Annotated in this window: 14 protein-coding genes and 1 pseudogene; 8 read left to right on the top strand and 7 right to left on the bottom strand. The window is 71.7% G+C overall.

Annotated elements, in window-relative coordinates:
• The first annotated feature begins 54 nt into the window (after window positions 1-54).
• Window positions 55-756, top strand: coding sequence for a peptidoglycan-binding domain-containing protein (locus AB0I54_RS23145; protein ID WP_363297996.1), 702 nt, complete (start codon window positions 55-57; stop codon window positions 754-756).
• 343 nt (window positions 757-1,099) lie between these two features.
• Here AB0I54_RS23145 and AB0I54_RS23140 read toward each other — a convergent pair.
• The 6 genes and pseudogenes from AB0I54_RS23140 to AB0I54_RS23115 form a co-directional block, all read right to left on the bottom strand.
• Window positions 1,100-1,747, bottom strand: a pseudogene (locus tag AB0I54_RS23140) (PP2C family protein-serine/threonine phosphatase); the annotation flags it as partial.
• Window positions 1,748-1,900: 153 nt separating this feature from the next.
• Window positions 1,901-2,284 (bottom strand): hypothetical protein, encoded by a 384-nt coding sequence (locus AB0I54_RS23135; protein WP_363297995.1) that lies wholly within the window; start codon window positions 2,282-2,284, stop codon window positions 1,901-1,903.
• Between the two features lie 402 nt (window positions 2,285-2,686).
• Entirely contained in the window at window positions 2,687-3,610 is a 924-nt protein-coding gene (locus AB0I54_RS23130) for a MurR/RpiR family transcriptional regulator (RefSeq protein ID WP_363297994.1), read from the bottom strand.
• 130 nt (window positions 3,611-3,740) lie between these two features.
• Window positions 3,741-5,456 (bottom strand): phospholipid carrier-dependent glycosyltransferase, encoded by a 1,716-nt coding sequence (locus AB0I54_RS23125; RefSeq protein WP_363298202.1) that lies wholly within the window; start codon window positions 5,454-5,456, stop codon window positions 3,741-3,743.
• Window positions 5,457-5,548: 92 nt separating this feature from the next.
• Window positions 5,549-7,483 carry a phosphatase PAP2 family protein gene (locus AB0I54_RS23120; RefSeq protein WP_363297993.1) on the bottom strand — a complete coding sequence of 645 codons (1,935 nt, stop codon included), beginning with the start codon at window positions 7,481-7,483 and terminating at the stop codon, window positions 5,549-5,551.
• A gap of 199 nt (window positions 7,484-7,682) precedes the next feature.
• Window positions 7,683-8,591: a BadF/BadG/BcrA/BcrD ATPase family protein gene (locus tag AB0I54_RS23115; RefSeq protein WP_363297992.1), complete on the bottom strand. Its 909-nt coding sequence runs from the start codon at window positions 8,589-8,591 to the stop codon at window positions 7,683-7,685.
• 261 nt (window positions 8,592-8,852) lie between these two features.
• Here AB0I54_RS23115 and AB0I54_RS23110 point away from each other — a divergent pair, with 261 nt between their 5' ends.
• The 5 genes from AB0I54_RS23110 to AB0I54_RS23090 all read left to right on the top strand — a co-directional run bounded on the left by AB0I54_RS23110 (window position 8,853) and on the right by AB0I54_RS23090 (window position 15,481).
• Entirely contained in the window at window positions 8,853-9,983 is a 1,131-nt protein-coding gene (locus AB0I54_RS23110; RefSeq protein ID WP_363297991.1) for an ROK family protein, read from the top strand.
• Between the two features lie 271 nt (window positions 9,984-10,254).
• The gene (locus tag AB0I54_RS23105) at window positions 10,255-11,586 is read left to right on the top strand and encodes an extracellular solute-binding protein (RefSeq protein ID WP_363297990.1); all 1,332 of its coding nucleotides are present in this window, start codon (window positions 10,255-10,257) and stop codon (window positions 11,584-11,586) included.
• 157 nt (window positions 11,587-11,743) lie between these two features.
• On the top strand, window positions 11,744-12,721 hold the full coding sequence (locus AB0I54_RS23100) for a sugar ABC transporter permease (RefSeq protein WP_363297989.1): 978 nt from the start codon (window positions 11,744-11,746) through the stop codon (window positions 12,719-12,721).
• 15 nt (window positions 12,722-12,736) lie between these two features.
• Window positions 12,737-13,615 (top strand): carbohydrate ABC transporter permease, encoded by an 879-nt coding sequence (locus AB0I54_RS23095; protein ID WP_363297988.1) that lies wholly within the window; start codon window positions 12,737-12,739, stop codon window positions 13,613-13,615.
• 18 nt (window positions 13,616-13,633) lie between these two features.
• Entirely contained in the window at window positions 13,634-15,481 is a 1,848-nt protein-coding gene (locus AB0I54_RS23090; RefSeq protein ID WP_363298201.1) for a hypothetical protein, read from the top strand.
• A 6-nt stretch (window positions 15,482-15,487) separates the two neighbouring features.
• On the opposite strand, the gene AB0I54_RS23085 is transcribed toward AB0I54_RS23090, so the two are convergent.
• Window positions 15,488-16,153 carry a nucleoside/nucleotide kinase family protein gene (locus tag AB0I54_RS23085; RefSeq protein ID WP_363297987.1) on the bottom strand — a complete coding sequence of 222 codons (666 nt, stop codon included), beginning with the start codon at window positions 16,151-16,153 and terminating at the stop codon, window positions 15,488-15,490.
• Window positions 16,154-16,247: 94 nt separating this feature from the next.
• On the opposite strand from AB0I54_RS23085, the gene AB0I54_RS23080 reads away from it, so the two are divergent.
• Together AB0I54_RS23080 and AB0I54_RS23075 are read left to right on the top strand one after the other, a co-directional pair.
• Complete coding sequence (locus AB0I54_RS23080) at window positions 16,248-16,988, top strand: beta-phosphoglucomutase family hydrolase (RefSeq protein ID WP_363297986.1); 741 nt, start codon at window positions 16,248-16,250, stop codon at window positions 16,986-16,988.
• The gene (locus tag AB0I54_RS23075; RefSeq protein WP_363297985.1) at window positions 16,985-19,327 is read left to right on the top strand and encodes a glycosyl hydrolase family 65 protein; all 2,343 of its coding nucleotides are present in this window, start codon (window positions 16,985-16,987) and stop codon (window positions 19,325-19,327) included. The genes AB0I54_RS23080 and AB0I54_RS23075 overlap by 4 nt, the downstream gene beginning before the upstream one ends.
• The last annotated feature ends 2 nt before the right edge of the window (window positions 19,328-19,329 follow it).

The raw sequence follows: 19,329 nt of genomic DNA, 5'->3' as shown, positions 1-19,329 counted from the left end.
ACCGGCGCGCCGCCCCTTCCGTATCTCCTCACGGGGATCGCGGAAGGAGAGAGTGTGTCGACACCGCCCGACCCTGAACAGCCGCCCCACGGCCCGGTCCTGGAACCCGTCCGCGTCCTGCGCCTGCGGCGCTTCGACGCCCTCGCGGAGCTGATGCGGGAGATGCGGCAAGACGCTGAGGACGCTGCGGGCGCGCAGGGCGCCGAGAGCTACGAAGCCGTCGCGAACCCGCGGTGGCGCAACGTCGCCGAGGACGAGACCCAGGAACTGCCGCCCCTCGGCGACGCGCGGCACGCGACACCGGTCGGCGGCCGTTTCGGCTTCGGCACCGGTCTGCGCCGGGCCGGCGTCGTGGTCGCTGTGTCCGCGGCCGCACTGGTCGGCTTCGGCTGCGCGTTGCTGCTGCCCGGCCGAGGAGACGCGGCCACCGCCGCACCGCCCACGACAGCACCCGCCGCACCCAGTACCGCCACGGCCACCGCCACCGCCACCGCCACCTCGGCCACCGACCCGGACGGTCCGGGCACTCTGCGCCAGGGCGACAGCGGCCCCGAGGTCACCGAACTCCAGCAGCGCCTGCTGGCCGTCCCGGACGTCTACCGCGGCGGCTCCACCGACGGCCACTACGACACCGTCCTCACCGAGGCCGTGGCCCGCTTCCAGCTCTGGTACGGCATCTCCGGGGACGAGACCGGGGTCTACGGCAACGACACCCGCCGGGCGCTGGAGTCCCGCACGAGCCTCGACGGCGGCTGACGGGCGGACGAGGGCGTCGTACCGGGTCACCCGGTGGAATGACATCACCGCCGGATACTCGAACGCCCGGCAACGACTGCGGAAAACCGCGGTGACCGAAATCCCCCTGTACGTCACCATGGGGCACCTGACGTACGGCTTTCTGCCGCCCTGATCCGAAGGCGTCCCCGATGAGCGGCTCCCGCATCCCGGGCCTCGTGCTGCCCGCCGTTTTCCTGATCGCCCTCGTGGTGGGCCTGTGCTGGTACTGGTGGCACCGCGACGAGGACTGACGACCGCGCCTACGTCTCCGCCGGAGGCACCCGGATGTCCAGGAGCGGGCCAGGCCCGTGTCGAGATGCTAGCCCGGCCGCTCGACCAGACCGTCGGCGAACAGCAGCAGCCGGTCCCCGGGTTCCAGACGGCACTCCGCGGCATCGAACTCCGGGGACGTGCTCGCCCCGAGCAGAATGCCGTCGGGCCGGTCCAGACAGCGCGCTTCGCCCCGGCGCACGAGCAGCGGCGGCAGGCGCCCCGCCTGAGCCCACTTCAGCCGGTGCTCCTCCGGTGCGTACCGGGCGAGGACCATGGTGGCGGTCGTGTCGCTGGCCCTGGAGTGCAGCAGCAGGGCGTTCAGCCGGGCGAGCGCCCCGGTCAGCGAGGAGCCCGTGATGACCATGCCTTTGGCGGTGAAGCGGAGCTGGGCCATGGTGGCCACGGCGTCGATGCCGTGGCCCGTCACGTCGCCGATCACGAACAGCGCGTCCTCGTCGGGCAGTTCGATGGCGCTGAACCAGTCGCCGCCGACATGGATCTCCGACTGCGCGGACAGACAGGCGACTTCGACGCGCAGTCCCGCCAGTCGCACGGGTGCCTTCGGCAGCGGCAGCAGCGCGTGCTGGAGCCGTGTGGCCGGCGCCCGTTCGGCGTGCAGGATCCCGCGCTGCACCAGGATGGCCCGCTCGCTCTCCACCAGCGCGAGTTCGGCGCTGCGCTGCGCGGTGAGGCCCTGTCGCGGTGTCCGGGGAGCGGCCCGTCATGGCCATCAGCGCACCCTTGGCGCGCTCCGGTACCGCCGAGGTCGCCGTCTGCTCCCGCGGCAGGTCCATCTCGGCCCGCCGTCTGGCCGGCATCCGGCTTCGCGCCGCCGCCCGGTGACGGCAGGTCAGCGGCCGGTGCTGTGGCCGACGAGGGCCTCGGTGACCGCCCGGACGCTGCGCGCGATGTGCTGCAGTTGCATGACCTCGGCCGCGTACAGCTTGATCGTGTGCTCGATGACCGACTCGGGTATCCCCAGCACGGGCAGCTCGGCCCGCGCGGTCTGCAGCGCCGTCCGTGCCACCCGGATCTCGTGCTGGACCTGGATCTGCGCGTGCCGGGCGAGCAGTACGGGATGACGGATGAGCGCCGGATAGCTGGCGTAGCGGGCCGGTACCAGCTCGCGCAGCCACTTGGCAGCCGAGCGCTCCCAGTCATAGCTGCCGGGGGTCTTGACCTGGCAGGGCCAGTCCTGGCTGATGCGCGTGGTGGTCGTCAGGGTCATGATCATCGCTTCCGGGTGTGCGGTGTGCGGCGTCGTGAGGGGTGGTCCGACGGATTCTGGGGCGGCCCCGGTCTAGGGGATGACCGGGGCCGCCACCACGGGCGAGCCGCGCAGGCGTCGCCCGACCGAACACCCCTGGCACCGACGTGGGTAGGGACGGCGGCTGAGGGTGTCCGTTCTGGGGCCCCGGGCGTCGGGCGCCGGCGCGGCGGGTGGTGCTGCGTGCGCATGGGCGGTCCGTCGGCTTTCTCGGGGCGGGTGCGATCCGTGAGCAGTATTTATATATGCCGTCGCCTTTGCAAGACGTATGAAAACATTCATGCGCGATATGAGGTGAATGATCCCCGTACAAGGCCTTGTGGGCGAAAGGGGAGGGGAACCGCCGGGTCGGTGGCGGTCGGACCGGTGTCAGTCCTTGAGGAAGAACTGGTGCTGCTCGGCGACCTGCTCGTAGTCCTCCAGGCGGGCCTGGGTGCGCTCCGGGTCGGCGTCGGTCATGGCCTGGAGCAGCGCGGCGGACATCACGTTGGGTGCCGCATACGAGTCGAAGACCAGGCGGGAGCCGGTGCCGGTGGTGAAGGTGACGTCGGCCTCGTCGGCCAGCGGCCCGAGCGCCAGGTCGGTGATCAGGGCGACCCGCAGGCCCGCGCCGCGCGCGACCTGGATCGCGGTCAGCGTCTCCTGCGCGTGCCGCGGCATCCCGAACGCCAGCACCCAGGTGCCGCCCGCCTCGCGCGACTGCAGCAGCGCGTCGTAGGCGACGGTGCCGCCCCGGGTCACCAGCCGTACGTCGGGGTGGATGCGGCGGGCGGCGTAGGCGAAGTACTCGGCCAGCGACACGGAGATGCGCAGCCCGAGCACGGTCAGCGGGGTCGACCGGGACAGCTCGCGGCCGAGCCAGATGACCCGGTCGGGGTCGGCGAAGTCGCGCCGCAGGTTCTCCAGGTTCTGGATCTCGGCGTCGACGGCGGCCTGGAGTTCGTTGCTGCGGTCCTCGTCGGCCGTGCCGGGGCCGCCGGCCAGGGTGCGCAGGGCGATCGACTGGAGCTTCTCCCGTAGCGCGGGGTAACCGCTGAAGCCGACCGCGGCGGCGAACCGGGTCACCGACGGCTGGCTGACGCCCACCCGCTCGGCGAGATCGGTGATCGACAGGAACGCGGCCTCGGTGATGTGCTCGATCAGGTACTGGGCGATACGGCGCTGCCCCGGGGACAGCCGTGGGCCGTCGAAGAGCTCCCTGAGCTGGGAGGTCGGTGCAGCTACCGCCTCCGGAACGGTCTTGCCCGAGGTGATCGCGGACGCCTGCGCGCGTGCCTGCTGCGGCGATGACACCGGTGCGCCTCCTTTGTCTCCCACGAAACCTCAACATAGCTCACGGACCGTGGTGACCAGGGGTTGTGCGAGAGCTCAGGATCGGCTCCGAGTAGGACGCACACGGTGCGGGTGCGGACCTGCCCCCGGGTCAGCGTCGGTAGATCGTGATCGAGTGACCGACTTCGTCGATCGGATGAGCAGTCTTGATCAATTCGGCCAGTTTTCCGTGTGCCTTGGCGACCGATGAGTCCGACACCACCAGCAGTCCGTGCACGTCGTCCTCCGGCACCTTGCGCGGATCGGCCGCGTGGACACCGTAGTACGACGGCACGGCACTGCCCTTGTACACGAGCCAGACCCGCTCGCCCCGGTACCGCCGCTCCAGCCGGTCGGCGAGCCGGCCCAGGTCCTGGCCCCAGTCCACATTGGAATCGTGCAGCCGCAGATGGGTCTTCGCCGGTCCGCCGAAGGCCTCGTTGGAGTACGGCAGGTAATACGGGTACGTGCGCAGCGAACTGACGGCGACGAAGGCCACCAGCGCCCCGGCCGCCACCGGCGCCCACCGCCACCGCACCGCGAACACGCAGCCGCCCGCGACCGCGAGGAACATCGGCATGAACAGCGCGTACCGCGTGCCGAAGTCCCGCGACCCGGTCATCGCCGCGGCCAGCAGCACGGCGGGCGGGACGAGCAGATACGGTGCGGCGGGCCGCAGCCGCCGTACCGCGACGACCACCACGGCGCCCGCCGCCCACAGCGCGAGCATGCCCAGCGGGGTCTTCACCAGCAGGGCGGCCGGGAGGTAGTACCAGAGCGAGCCGGTGTAGAGACGGCCGAACAGATAGCCCTGCCAAGGAAGGTTCTCCAGGCCGAACTGGGCACGCATCCCGGCCCGGAACGCCCCCGGGAACGGCATGAGTTCGACCAGGCGCTCGTGCAGCCCGCGGATGACCGGCACCGGCTCGGCGGGGGAGAACCGCAGTCGCGGGTCGACCGCGAGATACGTCGCCCATACGACGGCGACCGCGGTCAGCGCCACCACGGCAGCGCCCGCCAGACCGAGTGCGAGAGCCCTGCGGCGCTCGGCACGACCCTGCGGACGGCGGGCGTGCCGCACGGACACGACGGCCAGTGCCATCAGCACCGGGATCGCGGGCAGCGCGCTCATCTTGGTGGCCACCGCCGCTCCGAGCGCCGCACCCGCGAGCGGCAGACACGGTCCGGGTCCGCGGCGGGCCCGCCACACCAGCCACGCCGACGTCAGCACGAACCCGGCTGTGGGCACGTCCAGCGTGGCCAGCGAACCGTGCGCGACGACATCGGGGGAGAAGGCGTACAGGGCCAGGGCCGTCAGCCCGGCCGCCGTACCGGCGACCTCGCGCGCGAACGCCAGGACGACCAGTCCGAACAGCAGGGTCAGCGCGATCACCGGCAGCCGGGCCCACAGCATCAGCCGCCACGGGTCGTTCCCCGACTCGTACAGCAGATGCCGCCCCACCTGCCCCTGACTGCCGGGGAACGAGGCGTCGTAATGCGGGTCGGCGACCGCCACCCCCGCCATGATCACGAGCTTGCCGAGCGGCGGGTGCTCGGGGTTGTAGCGCAGCCGATGCTCGTGCAGATAGTCGGTGGCCGTGGCGACGTACACCGGTTCGTCGATCGTCGGCGTCTGCTGCGCCGCCGCGGTCACCATCGCCACGGCCATCTGGGTGAGCATCAGCACCACGAGGAGCGGCACCAGCCACCGCCGGCGCCGCCGCAGGCCGTCGTACAGGCGGGCGGGCGCGGTCGCCCACTGTGCCTGCTGTCCACCGCCGTCACGGACCTCGGGTTCGAGGACCGGTTGCTGTTCCCGCGCCATCATCCGCCCTGTGCCGACAGCCACCGCAAGGTGGCGGGAGCGATCAGTCGCCGTGTCATGGCCTCACTGTCGCAGTGCTCCCGCCACCAGGCGCGTCACCGCTTCACGAGTCGTACCGACAGACCATCTGCCGTATAGACCGGTACGGCCCGGAGCCGGTCGGAGTTCACCTCGACGCGGTCGAACTGACCGCGCAGCAGCGGAACGTCCACGACCGGCAGCGTGCTGCCCGCGGCCGGCGGGCGCTCGGCGTCGAGGCGCAGCGACAGCACGGTGCCCCGGCCCAGCACCGCCCGGTGCCTGACCACTAGGGGCGCCTTGCGGCCGGCGCGCAGCGTCAGCTCCAGCGTGCCGGAGTCCTGCGTGTACACACCGCGCACCCGCACGCGCTCGTCCACCCGCAGCGTTCCGCCCGAGACCCGCACGTCACCGTGGCCCAGCGCGTCCTCCGCCCCCGCCACCAGCATGCCCGCGGCCAGCACGGTCCCGCCCGTGTACCGGTTGCGGCCGGTCAGCGTCAGCGTGCCGGAGCCCCGCTTGGTCAGGGCGCCGCACCCGTCGATGTCGTTGCGCCAGCTGTCGGCGGCGGCGAAGCCCCCGGCGGCCGCGTCCAGCGTGACGGTGACGTCGGAGTCGAAGGCGCCGTAACCGTCCGCCGCCGCGAAGAGGTTGAGCCGGCCCCACTGCTCGGCGCCGTCGAGCAGCACGTACCCGGAGGGCAGCCCGGTGGTGCGCAGCACCTCGCGCCGCTGCGCCGCGTCGAGGTACGGCAGCCGCGTCTCCAGCAGCACCTCGGCACCCTTGGGCACGGTCAGGGGCAGGTCGCGGCCGTGCCGGGTCAGCACATAGGTCAGCCGGGGCGTGGCGGCCTCGGCGTTGGCCTCGCGGTCGGCGTACGGGTCGCTGTCCGGGCCGGCCGAGTGCGCATAGGCGTACAGGGTGTCGTCCGTCGTCCCCGTCCGCTGCTCGAAGTAGGCGAGGGCCTGGGCCCGCGCCGCCGCCTTGAGGCCGGCGTTGGCCGGGTCGGCGAGCGTCGCGGCGGCCAGCGCCGTGGCCATCACCCGGCCGCCGATCACATCCACGGTGTTGTGCATACCGGCCACGATCCGGGTGTGGCTGAGCTCCAGGGCCCGGGTCACCAGCTCCTGGAACCGCTCGGGGACCGCGTACGCGTACGCCAGCCCCGCCAGGTGGAAGGCGTTGGTGTGCCCGCTCGGGAAACCGCCGTCGTCGGTGGGGGACGTGCTGCGCTGGCGCAGCAGCTGCGGGGCGACCACCACGTCCGACTCGTAGACCGGGTACCCGAGGGCGTCGGTCCTCCCGGTGTCGACGACCTCGCTGTCCTCGTTCATCCGCCACGGACGCGGGTACTGGTAGGCGTACTTGGCTGGGTTGCCGGAGGCGTACGGGCCGCGCACCGTGTCGACCAGTTCGGCCACCTTGCCCAGCGCGGAGTCGTGCGCGCCGGCGCCGAGCGCCGAACCCGCCGGGGCGTCGGCCGGTACCGCGTCGCTGATCGTGGTCGCGGGAGTGCCGTCGGGTGCGCTCGTGATGGACGTGACCGCCTTGGCGCCCGCCTTGTACAGATCGGCCAGCGGGCCCAGGCCGGCGATCATGGCGTAGCTCTGGTGCTGCCGGTCGTAGACGAAGGACTCCTTCGCCTGGGCGTCCGTGCGCCGGCGCGTGACCCGGGCGCAGTAGCGCATGTTGGCGCGCAGCACCTCGGGCCGCAGCGCAGTGCCGGTGTTCCACGCGGAACCGGTCTTCCACACCTGGGCGAAGCCGCCGAGGACGCGCACCACCGCGTTGGTCTCGGGCGTCAGGTTGGCGATGACGTTGGTCTTGTAGTCGTCGACGAACGCGGCGGCGGTGGTCGCGGCCTTGGCGTCGGCGGCGGACAGCCAGCCGACGAAGGTCGGGGCCGCGAGCACCCCGGCGGAGGCGCCCAGCGAGGTCCTGAGGAAACCGCGCCGGTTCACGGCGAGTCCACGGGACGACGCGTCGGAGCGGTGCCCGGCTGATGACGGCATGCGTGTGCCTCTCTTGAGTTCTTCGGCCGTGCGGCCGGGGGAGACCCACGTGAGCGACGGGGGTGGGAGGTGCTGTTCGGGTTTTGTCGGTCCCGTGGGAAAGAAGTTGAACGAGCGAATATCTAGGGGCGGTTCGTGTCCTGTCGGCCAGGGACCGGTGACCGGGGCGTGACCCGCGCGTGAACGGCGGCCCCGCGCTTCACAGAAACGCACGTGCCAGTGCCAACGCGCCCTCCACCGGCGGCACTTGCAGGGGCCGCGGCCGGGCGCCCGGCAGGGCTTCGGCGAGCGCGGTGGCGAAGGCGTCGTACAGGCGCGGCTGGGTGAGGACGGTGCTGCCCGCGACCACCACGTCGTCGACGGCGAGTCCGCGTTCGGCCAGCCGCACGACGAGCGCGGCGAGCGAGCGGCCCCCGGCGGCTATCACATCGCGGGCGAGGAGCGAGCCCGCCTCGGCGGCCGCGAAGACGACCGGGGCGTGTCGGCCCCACTCCGCGGACACGTCGGCGGCGCTCTCCAACGCCGCACCGAGCGCGGGGACTTCGGCCACGTCGAACGCGGCGACAAGACCCGCAGCCAGCGCGTCGGGTGCCTCCCCGCGGTCGTGGGCGGCCCAGACGGCCCGCGCGGCCTCCCGGACGAGTCCGGCCGCGCCGCCCTCGTCGCCGAGGACCGCGCCCCAGCCGCCCACCTGCACGGCGAGGCCGTCCGCGCGCCGGCCCACGGCCACCGAGCCGGTGCCGGCGACCAGGCCCACGCCCTTGGTCAGGCCGGCCGCGGGGACGAGGAGTTCGGCGTCTCCCACGACCGTGACGGGAACGTCCAGGAGATCCCGCAGCGCGGTACGGATCGCCGCACACTGGCGGGGGGTCTCGCAGGCGTGCCCGCCTATGGCGAGGGCGGCGGGGCGGGTGCCCGCGGGCAGCGCCTCCCGGACCAGCGCGGCCAGCCAGCCGGCGGCGGCCCCGGGGTGGTGCGGCCGCCAGCCGCCGCTCGTACGGACGTGGTCGGCGACCGTGCGGTCCCCGGCCACGGCACGGAGATGGGTCTTGGTGCCGCCCACGTCGATACCGACCACGAGGGGGCACGAGGGGAGTGCGTCCTGCACGGATCCTCTTTCGTCGGTGCAGTAGCCGCGACGGCGGGCGAGCCAAGTCCGGACAGGGGAGGGCGATCAACTAGGGAAGCCCCGGGACGGGCCTCTTACGGAACACGGCAGGCGAGTACCGTGAAGTTCGTTAGGAAACTAACTAACGAAGTATGGTGCGTCAAGAGGCAGTCCATCGCCGCATTCCCGGAGCGGATCGAACCGATCGACCGACCGGGGAGCGCGGCACTCGACCCGTGTGGGGGAACTGTGGAACAAGACGTGGCGGACGCCCCCCGCCTGACCGAGAGCGCGAGCTCGGTCTTCTCCGTGCTGGCCCAGGTGGGCAGCGCGACCCGGCCACAGCTCGCGAGCCTGGCGGGCCTGTCCAAACCGACGGTGTCCACCGCCGTCTCGGAGCTGGAGGGTGCCCGGCTCGCCGCCCACTTCGGGACCGCGTCCAGCGGCACCGGCCGTACCGCCGCCGTCTACCGGCTCGGTCCGGCCGCCGGAGCCGTCCTCGCCGTCGACCTCGGCCCGGCCCTCACCCGGGTCCGCGGCTGCGCCCTGGACGGCACCCTGCTGGCCGAGGCCGCCGGTCCCCGGCCGGACGCGGCCGATGTCGTCCGCGAGACCCTCGTCGCGCTGCCCGCCGGCACCCCGCTGCGCACCATCGTCGTCGCCGTCGGCGACGTCACCACGCAGGGGGAGGGCATCCGGGTGCGCCCCGCGACCGCCAAGGCCGGGCCCGTCTTCGACGCCATGGCCGTGGCGCTGCCGCCGGGCGTCCCCGTCCACCTGGAGAACAACGTCAACTGCGCCGCGCTCGCGGAGCTGCACGAGGGCGCCGCCCGCGGCCGTCACAGCTTCGGCTATCTGCGGATCGGCGTGGGCATCGGCCTCGGCATCGTCGTCGGGAGCCGGGTGCTGCGCGGGGCCAACGGCGCCGCCGGCGAGCTGGCCCGGCTGCCCTATCCCTGGGCCGAGGGCCGCGAGCCGCGCCAGGAGGCCCTGGAGGAGTACATCGGCGCACGCTCCCTCCTGCGCCGGGCCGCCGAGGCCTGGCAGGACGACGAAGGACCGTGCCCGGACACCGCCGAGCGGCTGTTCGCGCTGGCCGGGCAGGGCCGGGCCACCGCCCGCGCCGTCGTCGCCCGCCATGCCGCGGACATCGGCCGGCTCGCCGCCGCCGTGGTCGCCGTGCTGGACCCGGGACTGATCGTGCTCGGCGGCAGCACCGGCGCGGACCCGCAGCTCCTGCCCGGTGTACGGGCCGAGTTGGCGCGGCTGAGCTGGCCCACCGAGGTGGTCAGCAGCACGGTCGGGGACCTCGGCACCGTCGTGGGCGCCGCCCGGCTCGCGGTCGCCCGGGGAGTCCAAACCGTGACCGAGGCCGCGCACACGAAGGATTGACGGCCTCCGACTCGGTCTGCCAATGTCCGGACAAGCGCTTTCTAAGTCGGCCGGGACGCCGACTCGGGGTGAGCGTTCCCGCCCGTACGAGACGTACGGCAGCCGCGCGAGGGCGTGCTCGCACGGCGACGGCCACGGTGGCCGGGGATCCCACCCGCCAAGGCGGTGCGGCCGGGCGAGGCCGTGCCCCGGAAGGCACATCCCATGAAACTCGCACCCGTGCCGCAGCGACCGGCCGGGAAATCCGTCACGCACCTCCAGGGAGGACCCGGTGGGTCACCAGATCTCACGCAGAACCCTCTTCCGCACCGCGAGCGGACTCGCTGCCGCCGGCGCGCTCGGCGGCACCCTCGGCGCCTGCTCCGGCGGCACCGGAGCCGGCAGCACCAACAGCAAGCTGACCATGATCTGGTGGGGCAGCGACGAGCGGCACGCGGCGTACAAGAAGGCGCTGACCTACTTCCAGCAGAAGAACCCGAAGATCAAGATCCAGGAGACCTACTCCGGCTACGACGGGTACTTCGACAAGTTCAACACCAACATCGCCGGCGGCTCCGCCCCCGACCTGCTCCAGATGGACACCGCGCTGGTCGCCCAGTACGCCCGCAAGGGCGTCCTCGCCCCGATCGACGAGTACGTCGGCAAGACCCTCGACCTCACCGGCTTCTCCAAGACTCTGCTCGCGGCCGGCACGGTCGACGGCAAGCTGTACGGCGTTCCGTCCGGCATCGGCGTCAACCAGCTCACCGTCAACCGCACCGGCCTGGAGAAGCTGGGCCTGAAGCTGCCGGACCGCGAATGGACCTGGGCCGACCTGAAGAAGATCGCCCAGGACGTCTACAAGAAGAGCGGCGGCAAGACCTACGGCGTCGACGACGGCGGCGGCTCCACCCTCCAGTGCTTCGAGATCTTCGCCCGGGAGAAGGGCCAGCAGTTCTTCTCCGACGACGGCAAGAAGCTCGGCTTCACCTCCGACACCCTCCAGGAGTGGTGGGAGTACTGGGCCGAGATGCGCAAGACCCATGCTTCCCCGCCGCCGGCCGTCACCTCCGCCGCGCACAACGACCTCACCAAGAACGCGGTCGTCATCGGCAAGGCCCTGTTCACCTTCGACTCCGGTGTCTACGGCGCGGGCGGCTCCATCACCAACGCCCAGCTGGACTTCCTGCCCACCCCGCAGGGCGACTTCTCCGGCGCCCGCGAGGGCAACTTCGTCAACGGCGGTGTGCTGCTGAGCGCCACCAAGGCCAGCAAGAAGGTCGCCGACGCCGTGAAGATCATGTCGTTCTTCGCGCAGGACGCCACGGCGATCAAGGACATGCAGCTGCTGCGCGGCATCCCGCCGACCGCGAAGGCCCGCGACCTGATCGCCTCGGGCCTGACCGAGACCGACAAGCTGAACATGGCGAACGCCGACTACATCTCCCAGCGCGTCTCGAAGGCGTCCAACGCCCTGCCCGCTCCGGTGCCGCCGCCGCAGGGCGCCGACCAGATCTGGGACCTGCTGTTCCAGTCCAACCTCGCCATCGCCTTCGGCAAGAAGACGATCAAGGCACAACTGGGCGAGTTCTTCGACCAGGCGGCGGGAATCCTGGGGGGCTAGCGGCTCCGCCGGAATTGCCGCGAAAGGCCGGTGCCGCGAGGTGCCGGCGAGCTGCTGACGGCATCGTCGTGGCTGGTCGCGCAGTTCCCCGCGCCCCTTCGGGGGCGCGGCAGTGCACCGAATGAATGAAGTACCCGGAGGGCCAGGGAGAATGAGAATGACCACCGCGCAGACCGACGCGGTCGTGAAGGAGCCGTCGGGTTCCGCGACCCCGTCCGACCAGCGGGAGCGCGACCGTATGCGCCGTCGCCTCGCCAGACGGCGGGGCGGAGGGTGGTGGCCGTATCTCTTCCTGGCCCCCTGGTTCATCGGGCTGTTCGGCCTGACGATCTACCCGATGCTCGACTCGCTGTACCTCTCCTTCACCGACTTCGACCTGCTGACACCCGCGCGGTGGGTCGGCCTGGACAACTACCGGCACATGTTCGCCGACGACCCGGTCTTCTGGGACTCGGTGCGCGCCACCCTCCTGTACGTCGTCGTCTCCGTGCCGCTCAAGCTCGCGCTCGCCCTCGGCGTGGCGATGCTGCTCAACCGCGACCTGAAGGGGATCGGCCTGTACCGGGCCGCCTTCTACCTCCCCTCGCTGCTCGGCGGTGCGGTGGCCATCGCCATCGTGTGGCGTCAGGTCTTCGGCGGTGACGGTCTGTTCAACGACTTCCTCGGCTGGTTCGGCATCGAGGGCCAGGACTGGATCTCCAGCCCCGACAGCGCGCTCTACACGCTCGTCCTGCTGGCCGTCTGGCAGTTCGGCACGCCGATGGTCATCTTCCTCGCCGGCCTCAAGCAGCTGCCGAAGGACGTCTACGAGGCCGCCGCGATCGACGGCGCCAGGCCCGTCACCCGGTTCTTCCGCATCACCCTGCCGCTGCTGACGCCGATCGTCTTCTTCAACGTGGTCCTGCAGATCATCGACGCGTTCAAGACGTTCACCCCCGCCTTCGTGATCAGCAACGGCTCGGGCGGACCGCTCAACTCGACGATGCTCTACTCCCTCTACCTGTACAAGAAGGGCTTCACCGACCTCCAGATGGGCTACGCCTCGGCGCTCGCCTGGGTGCTGTTCCTGGTCATCGCGGGCTTCACGGCGGTCAACTTCATCGCCGGCCGCTACTGGGTCCACTACGACGACTGAGCGAGGAGTTCTTCGATGTCCGCCCTGACCCCGAACGCATCGCCGCTGCACAGGCTCCGCTCGGCGACCGGCGCCCGCCGCGTCTTCATCCACACGGTCCTCATCGGCGTGGCGATCGTCATGCTGTACCCGCTGCTGTGGATGCTCAGCAGCTCCCTCAAGCCCGACACCGAGATCTTCACCCACCCCGGCCTCATCCCGAACGCGCTGCGCCCGGCGAACTACTCCGAGGGCTGGAGCGGCTCCGGCAACTCCTTCTCCCTCTACATCACCAACTCGCTGATCGTCACGATCGGCGCGGTGATCGGCAATGTGATCTCCTGCTCGTTGGCCGCCTACGCCTTCGCGCGCTTCGAGTTCCGCGGCAAGAAGCTCTGGTTCGGCCTGATGCTCGGCACGCTCATGCTGCCCACGCAGGCCGTCCTGATCCCGCAGTACACGATCTTCTACAACCTGACCTGGATCAACACCTATCTGCCGCTGATCGTCCCGAAGTTCCTCGCGGTGGACGCCTTCTTCATCTTCCTGATGGTCCAGTTCATCCGCTCCATCCCGCGCGAGCTGGACCAGGCGGCCATGATGGACGGTGCCAACCCCCTGCAGATCTACTGGAAGATCATCCTGCCGCTGATGAAGCCGGCCCTGGTCACCACCACGATCTTCACCTTCATCTGGACCTACGACGACTTCCTGCACCAGCTCGTCTACCTCCAGCAGAACGACCGCTTCACCGTCCCCCTCGGCCTGACCCTGTTCCTGGACAAGACCAGCGGCTCCTCCTACGGCGCGATGTTCGCCATGTCGACCCTCGCGCTGCTGCCCACCCTGATCTGCTTCCTGATCTTCCAGAAACGGATGGTGGAAGGCCTCGCGACCAGCGGAATGAAGGGCTGAGACCACGTGAGCACTCCGGTGCGCCTGCCGCGTCAGCGCGGCCCGCTGCACGACCTGCCGGACACCCCCGAGGCGTACGACGCCGTCCTCGCCGACGTCGCCGAGCAGGCCCTGGCCCGCCTCACCCCGGACGGCAGCCTCGAACACCCCGGCGCCCTCGACGACATCGGCGACACCTCGCTCGGGATCACCTCGCTGCTGGCCCTGGCCTGGCAGCGGGGCGGGGACCCACGACTGCCGGAGGCCGTACGGCGCAGCCTCGCCTTCCATCTGCGCGAGCGGGTGTACACCGAGGACAACCCCGGCTATCCGAACCTGAGGATCCGCGACTCCCGTCTCCCGTACGCCCGTTACGTCCTGGAGACGGGCGCGCACCCCGTCGGGGACTGGCCCAGCACGGTGTGGGCCCTGCTCCAGCTCGTCAACCTCCTGGACACCGGCGAGGGCCTCATCGAGGACGAACAGCGCCGTGAACTGGTCGAGTTGGGCCGGGGATACTGGCGATGGCTCACCGAGGCCACCTTCTTCAACCCGCAGGAGGCCGGCAACCAGGCGATCGGCTGTGTGGTCGGCGGACTGATGCTGGCCCGGCAACTCCCTCCGGAGGAAGGGGAGTTGGTGCGGGCACGGGCACTCGCCCTGTACACCGCCGAGATCCGCGCCCACCGGGTGCACGACCGCGGCGCCCTGCTGCCACCCGAGCACGGCGGGGCGTACGACAACAACTACGGTCCGATCTCCCTCTCCTTCCTCGCCCAGGCCCACCGCGTCAGCGGCGAGGAGGTCTTCGCCGAGGACGGCGACGCCCTGGCCCGCTACATCGACGCCCGGCTGCCCGGCGGCGGCTTCGACAACGGCGGCCCCCGCTACAGCGAGCAGCACTCCGGTTTCGAGTCGGTCCTCGGCCTGCGCTACTTCAGCGGCCGCATCGGCTCCGACCTCGGCCGCTACCGGGGCGACACCCGCTGGGGCCGGCACGCGGTCCAGCCGGACGGGGGAGTGGACGGCCACTTCGCGTGGATGCTGGTCTGGCAGATCCAGGACACCTCGCGCTGGCACCGTACGCCGTCCTCCTCGACCCATCGGCACCAACTGCGCGCGGGCACCGTCTCGGTGGCCTTCGACGGCCGGATGACGCCGTCGCTGATCGAGGCGGCCGGGACGTACTACCTGCCCGCGGCGGTCCACAGGCAGCACGGCTTCGGCCCCGTCACCGACGGTTTCCTGCTGTGCCGCCCCATGGGCGAGGTCCGCGTCCGGGACGTACGCGCCGACGGGCTGACGGCCAAGCTGGTCACCAAGCCGGTCGTCGGCCGCGACCACGTGCTGCGCCATGTGCGCTCCCTGTACGTCACGGACGGCACGAGCCTGTGGGTGACCGTGGCCGTCGAGCGGCTCGACGGGGCGTCGTATCTGCTGGCCGGGCTGCCGTACGCGGCGGACGACGGCGACCGGGTGCGCCGGGTCGCCGAGGGTGAGGTGACCTCGGCGGGCGCGCTGCGTCTGACGCACCCCGAGGCGCGGGGCGTGGACCACTTCGACGCCCGCGCCGACAGCACCCAGGAGCAGGCGGCGTTCGCGCTGGCCGCCGACCCGCGCGGTTACGGCAACCCCGACGAGGGCTGGCGGCATCTGGTGAGCTCGACGGCCCTGGAGGCGGGCCCGGCGCCGGGCGGTCCGGAGGACCTGCACGTCTTCGCCGTACGGTACGGACCCGGTGACACCTTCGTGCCCGCCTTCGAAGCCGGGGAACAGGGCCTGACCGTCCGTACCGAGGCCTTCACCGCGTTGATCGGCGAGGCGGCGGGCGACGCCCACGGCGAGCCCGAACTGACCCTCCAAGGGAGTTCGCCCAACCCGTGGTGACCCCGGTCAGGGTTGTTCCGCCCCGTGCGGCGCGGGCAGCGCGGACCGCGGCACCACCAGGTCGGCACGGTTCCGTGTCGTCGCGATCAGGTCCGCGTTGCGCTGGTCCGTGCCCCGTACCCAGGCCACGGCGGCCTCGTGCTCCTTGCCGAACTCCTCGTGCCGGGCGACCAGTCGGCGGATCCGCTCGTCCTCGTCGATCTCGCAGAACCACACCTCGTCCAGGCACGACCGCACCCGAGCCCAGGAACCCGCCTCCAGCAGCAGGTAGTTGCCCTCCGTCACCACCAGCCGGGCCGTGGGCGGCACCGGGATCGCGCCCGCGATCGGCTGCTCCAGCACCCGCTCGAATCCCGGCGCGTACACCACCTCGTCGGTCTCCTCGCGCAGCCGCCGCAGCAGCGCCGCGTATCCCGCCGCGTCGAAGGTGTCCGGTGCGCCCTTGCGGTCGCGGCGGCCCAGCCGGTCCAGTTCGACGTCGGCGAGGTGGAAGCCGTCCATGGGGACCTGCGCCACCCAGGGTTTGCCGGTGCCGTTGAGTTCGCGGACCAGGTGCTCGGCGAGGTTCGTCTTGCCCGCGCCGGGGCTGCCCGCGATGCCGAGGAGCGCGCGTGGTCCGCGCTCTGCGAGGCGGCGGGCGCGGGTGAGCAGATCGTCGAAAGTCAAGGACACGCAGGAGAGTGTCGCACCGCGGCCCGTCCCCGGTTCCCGCCGTGTGGCCTTCGCCACCCACTGGAAGCCGCCCGTCGGGGGAAGGGTGCTGGGTATGACTGAGCTCGGTCTGCCCGACACCATCCTGGCCTGTCTCTTCGACCTCGACGGGGTCGTCACCAAGACGGCCGTCGTCCACGCGGCCGCCTGGAAGGAGGCGTTCGACGAGTTCCTGCGCGACTACGAGGGCGAGCAGGGCCGGCCGTTCGACGCCGACGCGGAGTACGACGAGTACGTCGACGGACGTCCACGCGCCGACGGGGTGCGGACCTTTCTCGACTCCCGCGGCATCGCACTGCCCGAGGGCGCCCCCGACGACCCGCCGGACGCGCATACCGTCCACGGCCTCGGCAACCGCAAGAACGACCTGCTCCTCGCGAAGATCCGCACCTTCGGTGTCGAGGCCTACGAGGGCACCCTGCGCTACGTCGAGGCCGTCCGCGCCCACGGGCTGCGCACCGCGATCGTCTCCTCCAGCGCCAACTGCCGTGACGTACTGCGCTCCGTCGGCGCCGAGCACCTCTTCGACGTACGGATCGACGGGATCGTCGCGAGCGAACGGAAGCTGCCCGGCAAACCGCACCCGGACACCTTCCTGGCCGCCGCCCGCGACCTCGGTGTCGAGCCCTCCGCGGCAGCCGTCTTCGAGGACGCGCTGGCCGGCATGGACGCGGGCCGCGCCGGCGGCTTCGGATACGTGGTCGGTGTCGACCGCGTCGGACAGGCCGCCGCGCTGTACGCGCACGGCGCGGACGTCGTCGTCGAGGACCTCGCCGAGCTGGGAGGCAAGCGGTGATCACCCACCGGGCGTACACGGTCGAACCGTGGGCCGTGCGCGAGACCGACCTCAACCTGGACGTCCTCGCGCAGAGCGAGTCCGTGTTCGCGCTGTCCAACGGCCATGTCGGCTGGCGCGGAAACCTCGACGAGGGCGAGCCGCACGGCCTGCCCGGCAGCTATCTCAACGGTGTGCACGAGGTGCATCCGCTGCCGTACGCCGAGGCGGGCTACGGCTATCCGGAGTCGGGCCAGACGGTCATCAACGTCACCAACGGCAAGATCCTGCGGCTGCTCGTCGACGACGAACCGTTCGACCTGCGCTACGGCCGGCTCGTCGCCCACGAACGCACGCTGGACCTGCGCCGGGGCGTACTGGAGCGGACCTGCGAGTGGACCTCCCCGGCGGGCTCGATGGTCCGGGTGCGCTCCACGCGGCTGGTGTCGCTCACCCAGCGGGCGGTGGCGGCCGTGGCGTACGAGGTGGAGGCCGTCGGCGCGCGCTCCCGGGTGGTGATCCAGTCGGAACTGGTCGCCAACGAGCAGCTGCCCGGGTCCAACGGCGATCCGCGCGCGGCGGTCGCGCTCCACTCGCCGCTGGAGCAGGAGGACCACTTCGCCTCCGGCCGCCGGCTGCGGCTGGTGCACCGCACCCGGCGCAGCGGTCTGCGGGTGGCGGCGGCCGCCGACCATGTCGTCACCGGCCCCGAGCGGACCACGACCCGGAGCGAGAGCGACACGGACGTGGCCCGGCTGACCGTCACCGCCGTACTGGAGCCGGGACAACGGCTGCGCGTGGAGAAGTTCGTCGCCCACGGCTGGTCCGGCAACCGCTCCCTGCCCGCCATGGCCGACCAGGTGGACGCCGCCCTCGCCGCCGCCGCGCACGACGGCTGGCAGGGGCTGCTGGACGAACAGCACGCCTTTCTGGACGACTTCTGGGCCCGCGCGGACATCGAGGTGGACGGCGACGAGGAGATCCAGCAGGCCGTCCGCTTCGCCCTGTTCCACGTCCTGCAGGCAGGGGCCCGCGCCGAGCAGCGAGCGATCCCCGCCAAGGGCCTGACCGGCTCCGGATACGACGGGCACGCCTTCTGGGACACCGAGATGTTCGTGCTGCCCGTCCTCACCTACACCGCCCCGTCGACCGTCGCCGAGGCGCTGCGCTGGCGGCACAACACGCTGCCCGCGGCCCGGGAGCGGGCGACCCAGCTCGGCCTGGACGGCGCCGCGTTCCCCTGGCGGACCATCGAGGGCTCCGAGGGCTCGGCGTACTGGCCGGCCGGCACCGCGGCGTTCCATGTGAACGCCGACATAGCCGACGCCGTCATCCGTTACGTCGAGGCCACGGGGGACACGGCCTTCGAGCGGGAGACCGGTGTCGAACTGCTGGTGGAGACGGCCCGGCTGTGGCGGTCGCTGGGCCATCACGACCCGCACGGTGTCTTCCACATCGACGGCGTCACCGGCCCCGACGAGTACAGCGCGGTCGCCGACGACAACACGTACACGAATCTGATGGCGCGCGCGAACCTGCTCGCCGCGGCCGACGTCGTCGCCCGGTATCCGCAGGAGGCGGAGCGGCTCGGCGTCGACGAGGAGGAGAGCGCCGCCTGGCGGGACGCCGCCGAGGCCGTGCACCTGCCCTACAACCGCGAGCTGGGTGTCCACGAACAGCACGCCGGGTTCACCCGCTACCAGCGCTGGGACTTCGCCGGCACCCGCCCCGACCAGTACCCGCTGCTGCTGAACTTCCCGTACTTCGACCTCTACCGCAAGCAGGTCGTCAAACAGGCCGACCTGGTGCTGGCCATGTACACCTGCGGCGCGTTCTTCGACGACGACCACATCGCCCGCAACTTCGCCTACTACGAGCCGCTGACCGTACGGGACTCCTCGCTGTCCGCGTGCTGCCAGGGGGTCATCGCCGCGCAGGCGGGCCATCTGCGGCTCGCCTACGACTACGCGGCCGAGGCCGCCCTGATGGACCTGGAGGACCTGGAGCACAACACCCGGGACGGACTGCACATCGCGTCCCTGGCCGGTACCTGGATGGTGCTGGTGGCGGGGTTCGGCGGGCTGCGCCGGTCCGGCGACGGACTGCGGTTCGCCCCGCGACTGCCGGAGAGGTTCCGTCGGCTGGCCTTCGGCCTGCAGTTCCTCGGCCGTCGGCTGCGGGTGGAGATCGAGGCCGACAAGGCCGTCTACACACTCCTGGACGGTGACCCGCTGACGATCCACCACCATGGCGAGCCGCTCACCCTCGACACCGACGGCCCGACCGTGCGCCCGGTACCCGCGACACCGCTGCGCCCGGCCCCCGAACAGCCACCGCACCGCGGCCCGAACAGCGGCTGAGC

The organism is Streptomyces sp. NPDC050625 (genome assembly GCF_040654755.1).
In the GTDB taxonomy this organism is placed as follows: Bacteria; Actinomycetota; Actinomycetes; order Streptomycetales; family Streptomycetaceae; genus Streptomyces.
This window is presented reverse-complemented; position numbering and strand designations above follow the sequence as displayed.

Bases quoted from the DNA above. Each gene is read 5' to 3' on its own strand.
- AB0I54_RS23135 (WP_363297995.1), bottom strand. From the start codon at position 2,284: ATGATCATGACCCTGACGACCACCACGCGCATCAGCCAGGACTGGCCC.
- AB0I54_RS23125 (WP_363298202.1), bottom strand. From the start codon at position 5,456: ATGATGGCGCGGGAACAGCAACCGGTCCTCGAACCCGAGGTCCGTGAC.
- AB0I54_RS23120 (WP_363297993.1), bottom strand. From the start codon at position 7,483: ATGCCGTCATCAGCCGGGCACCGCTCCGACGCGTCGTCCCGTGGACTC.
- AB0I54_RS23100 (WP_363297989.1), top strand. From the start codon at position 11,744: ATGACCACCGCGCAGACCGACGCGGTCGTGAAGGAGCCGTCGGGTTCC.
- AB0I54_RS23095 (WP_363297988.1), top strand. From the start codon at position 12,737: ATGTCCGCCCTGACCCCGAACGCATCGCCGCTGCACAGGCTCCGCTCG.
- AB0I54_RS23080 (WP_363297986.1), top strand. From the start codon at position 16,248: ATGACTGAGCTCGGTCTGCCCGACACCATCCTGGCCTGTCTCTTCGAC.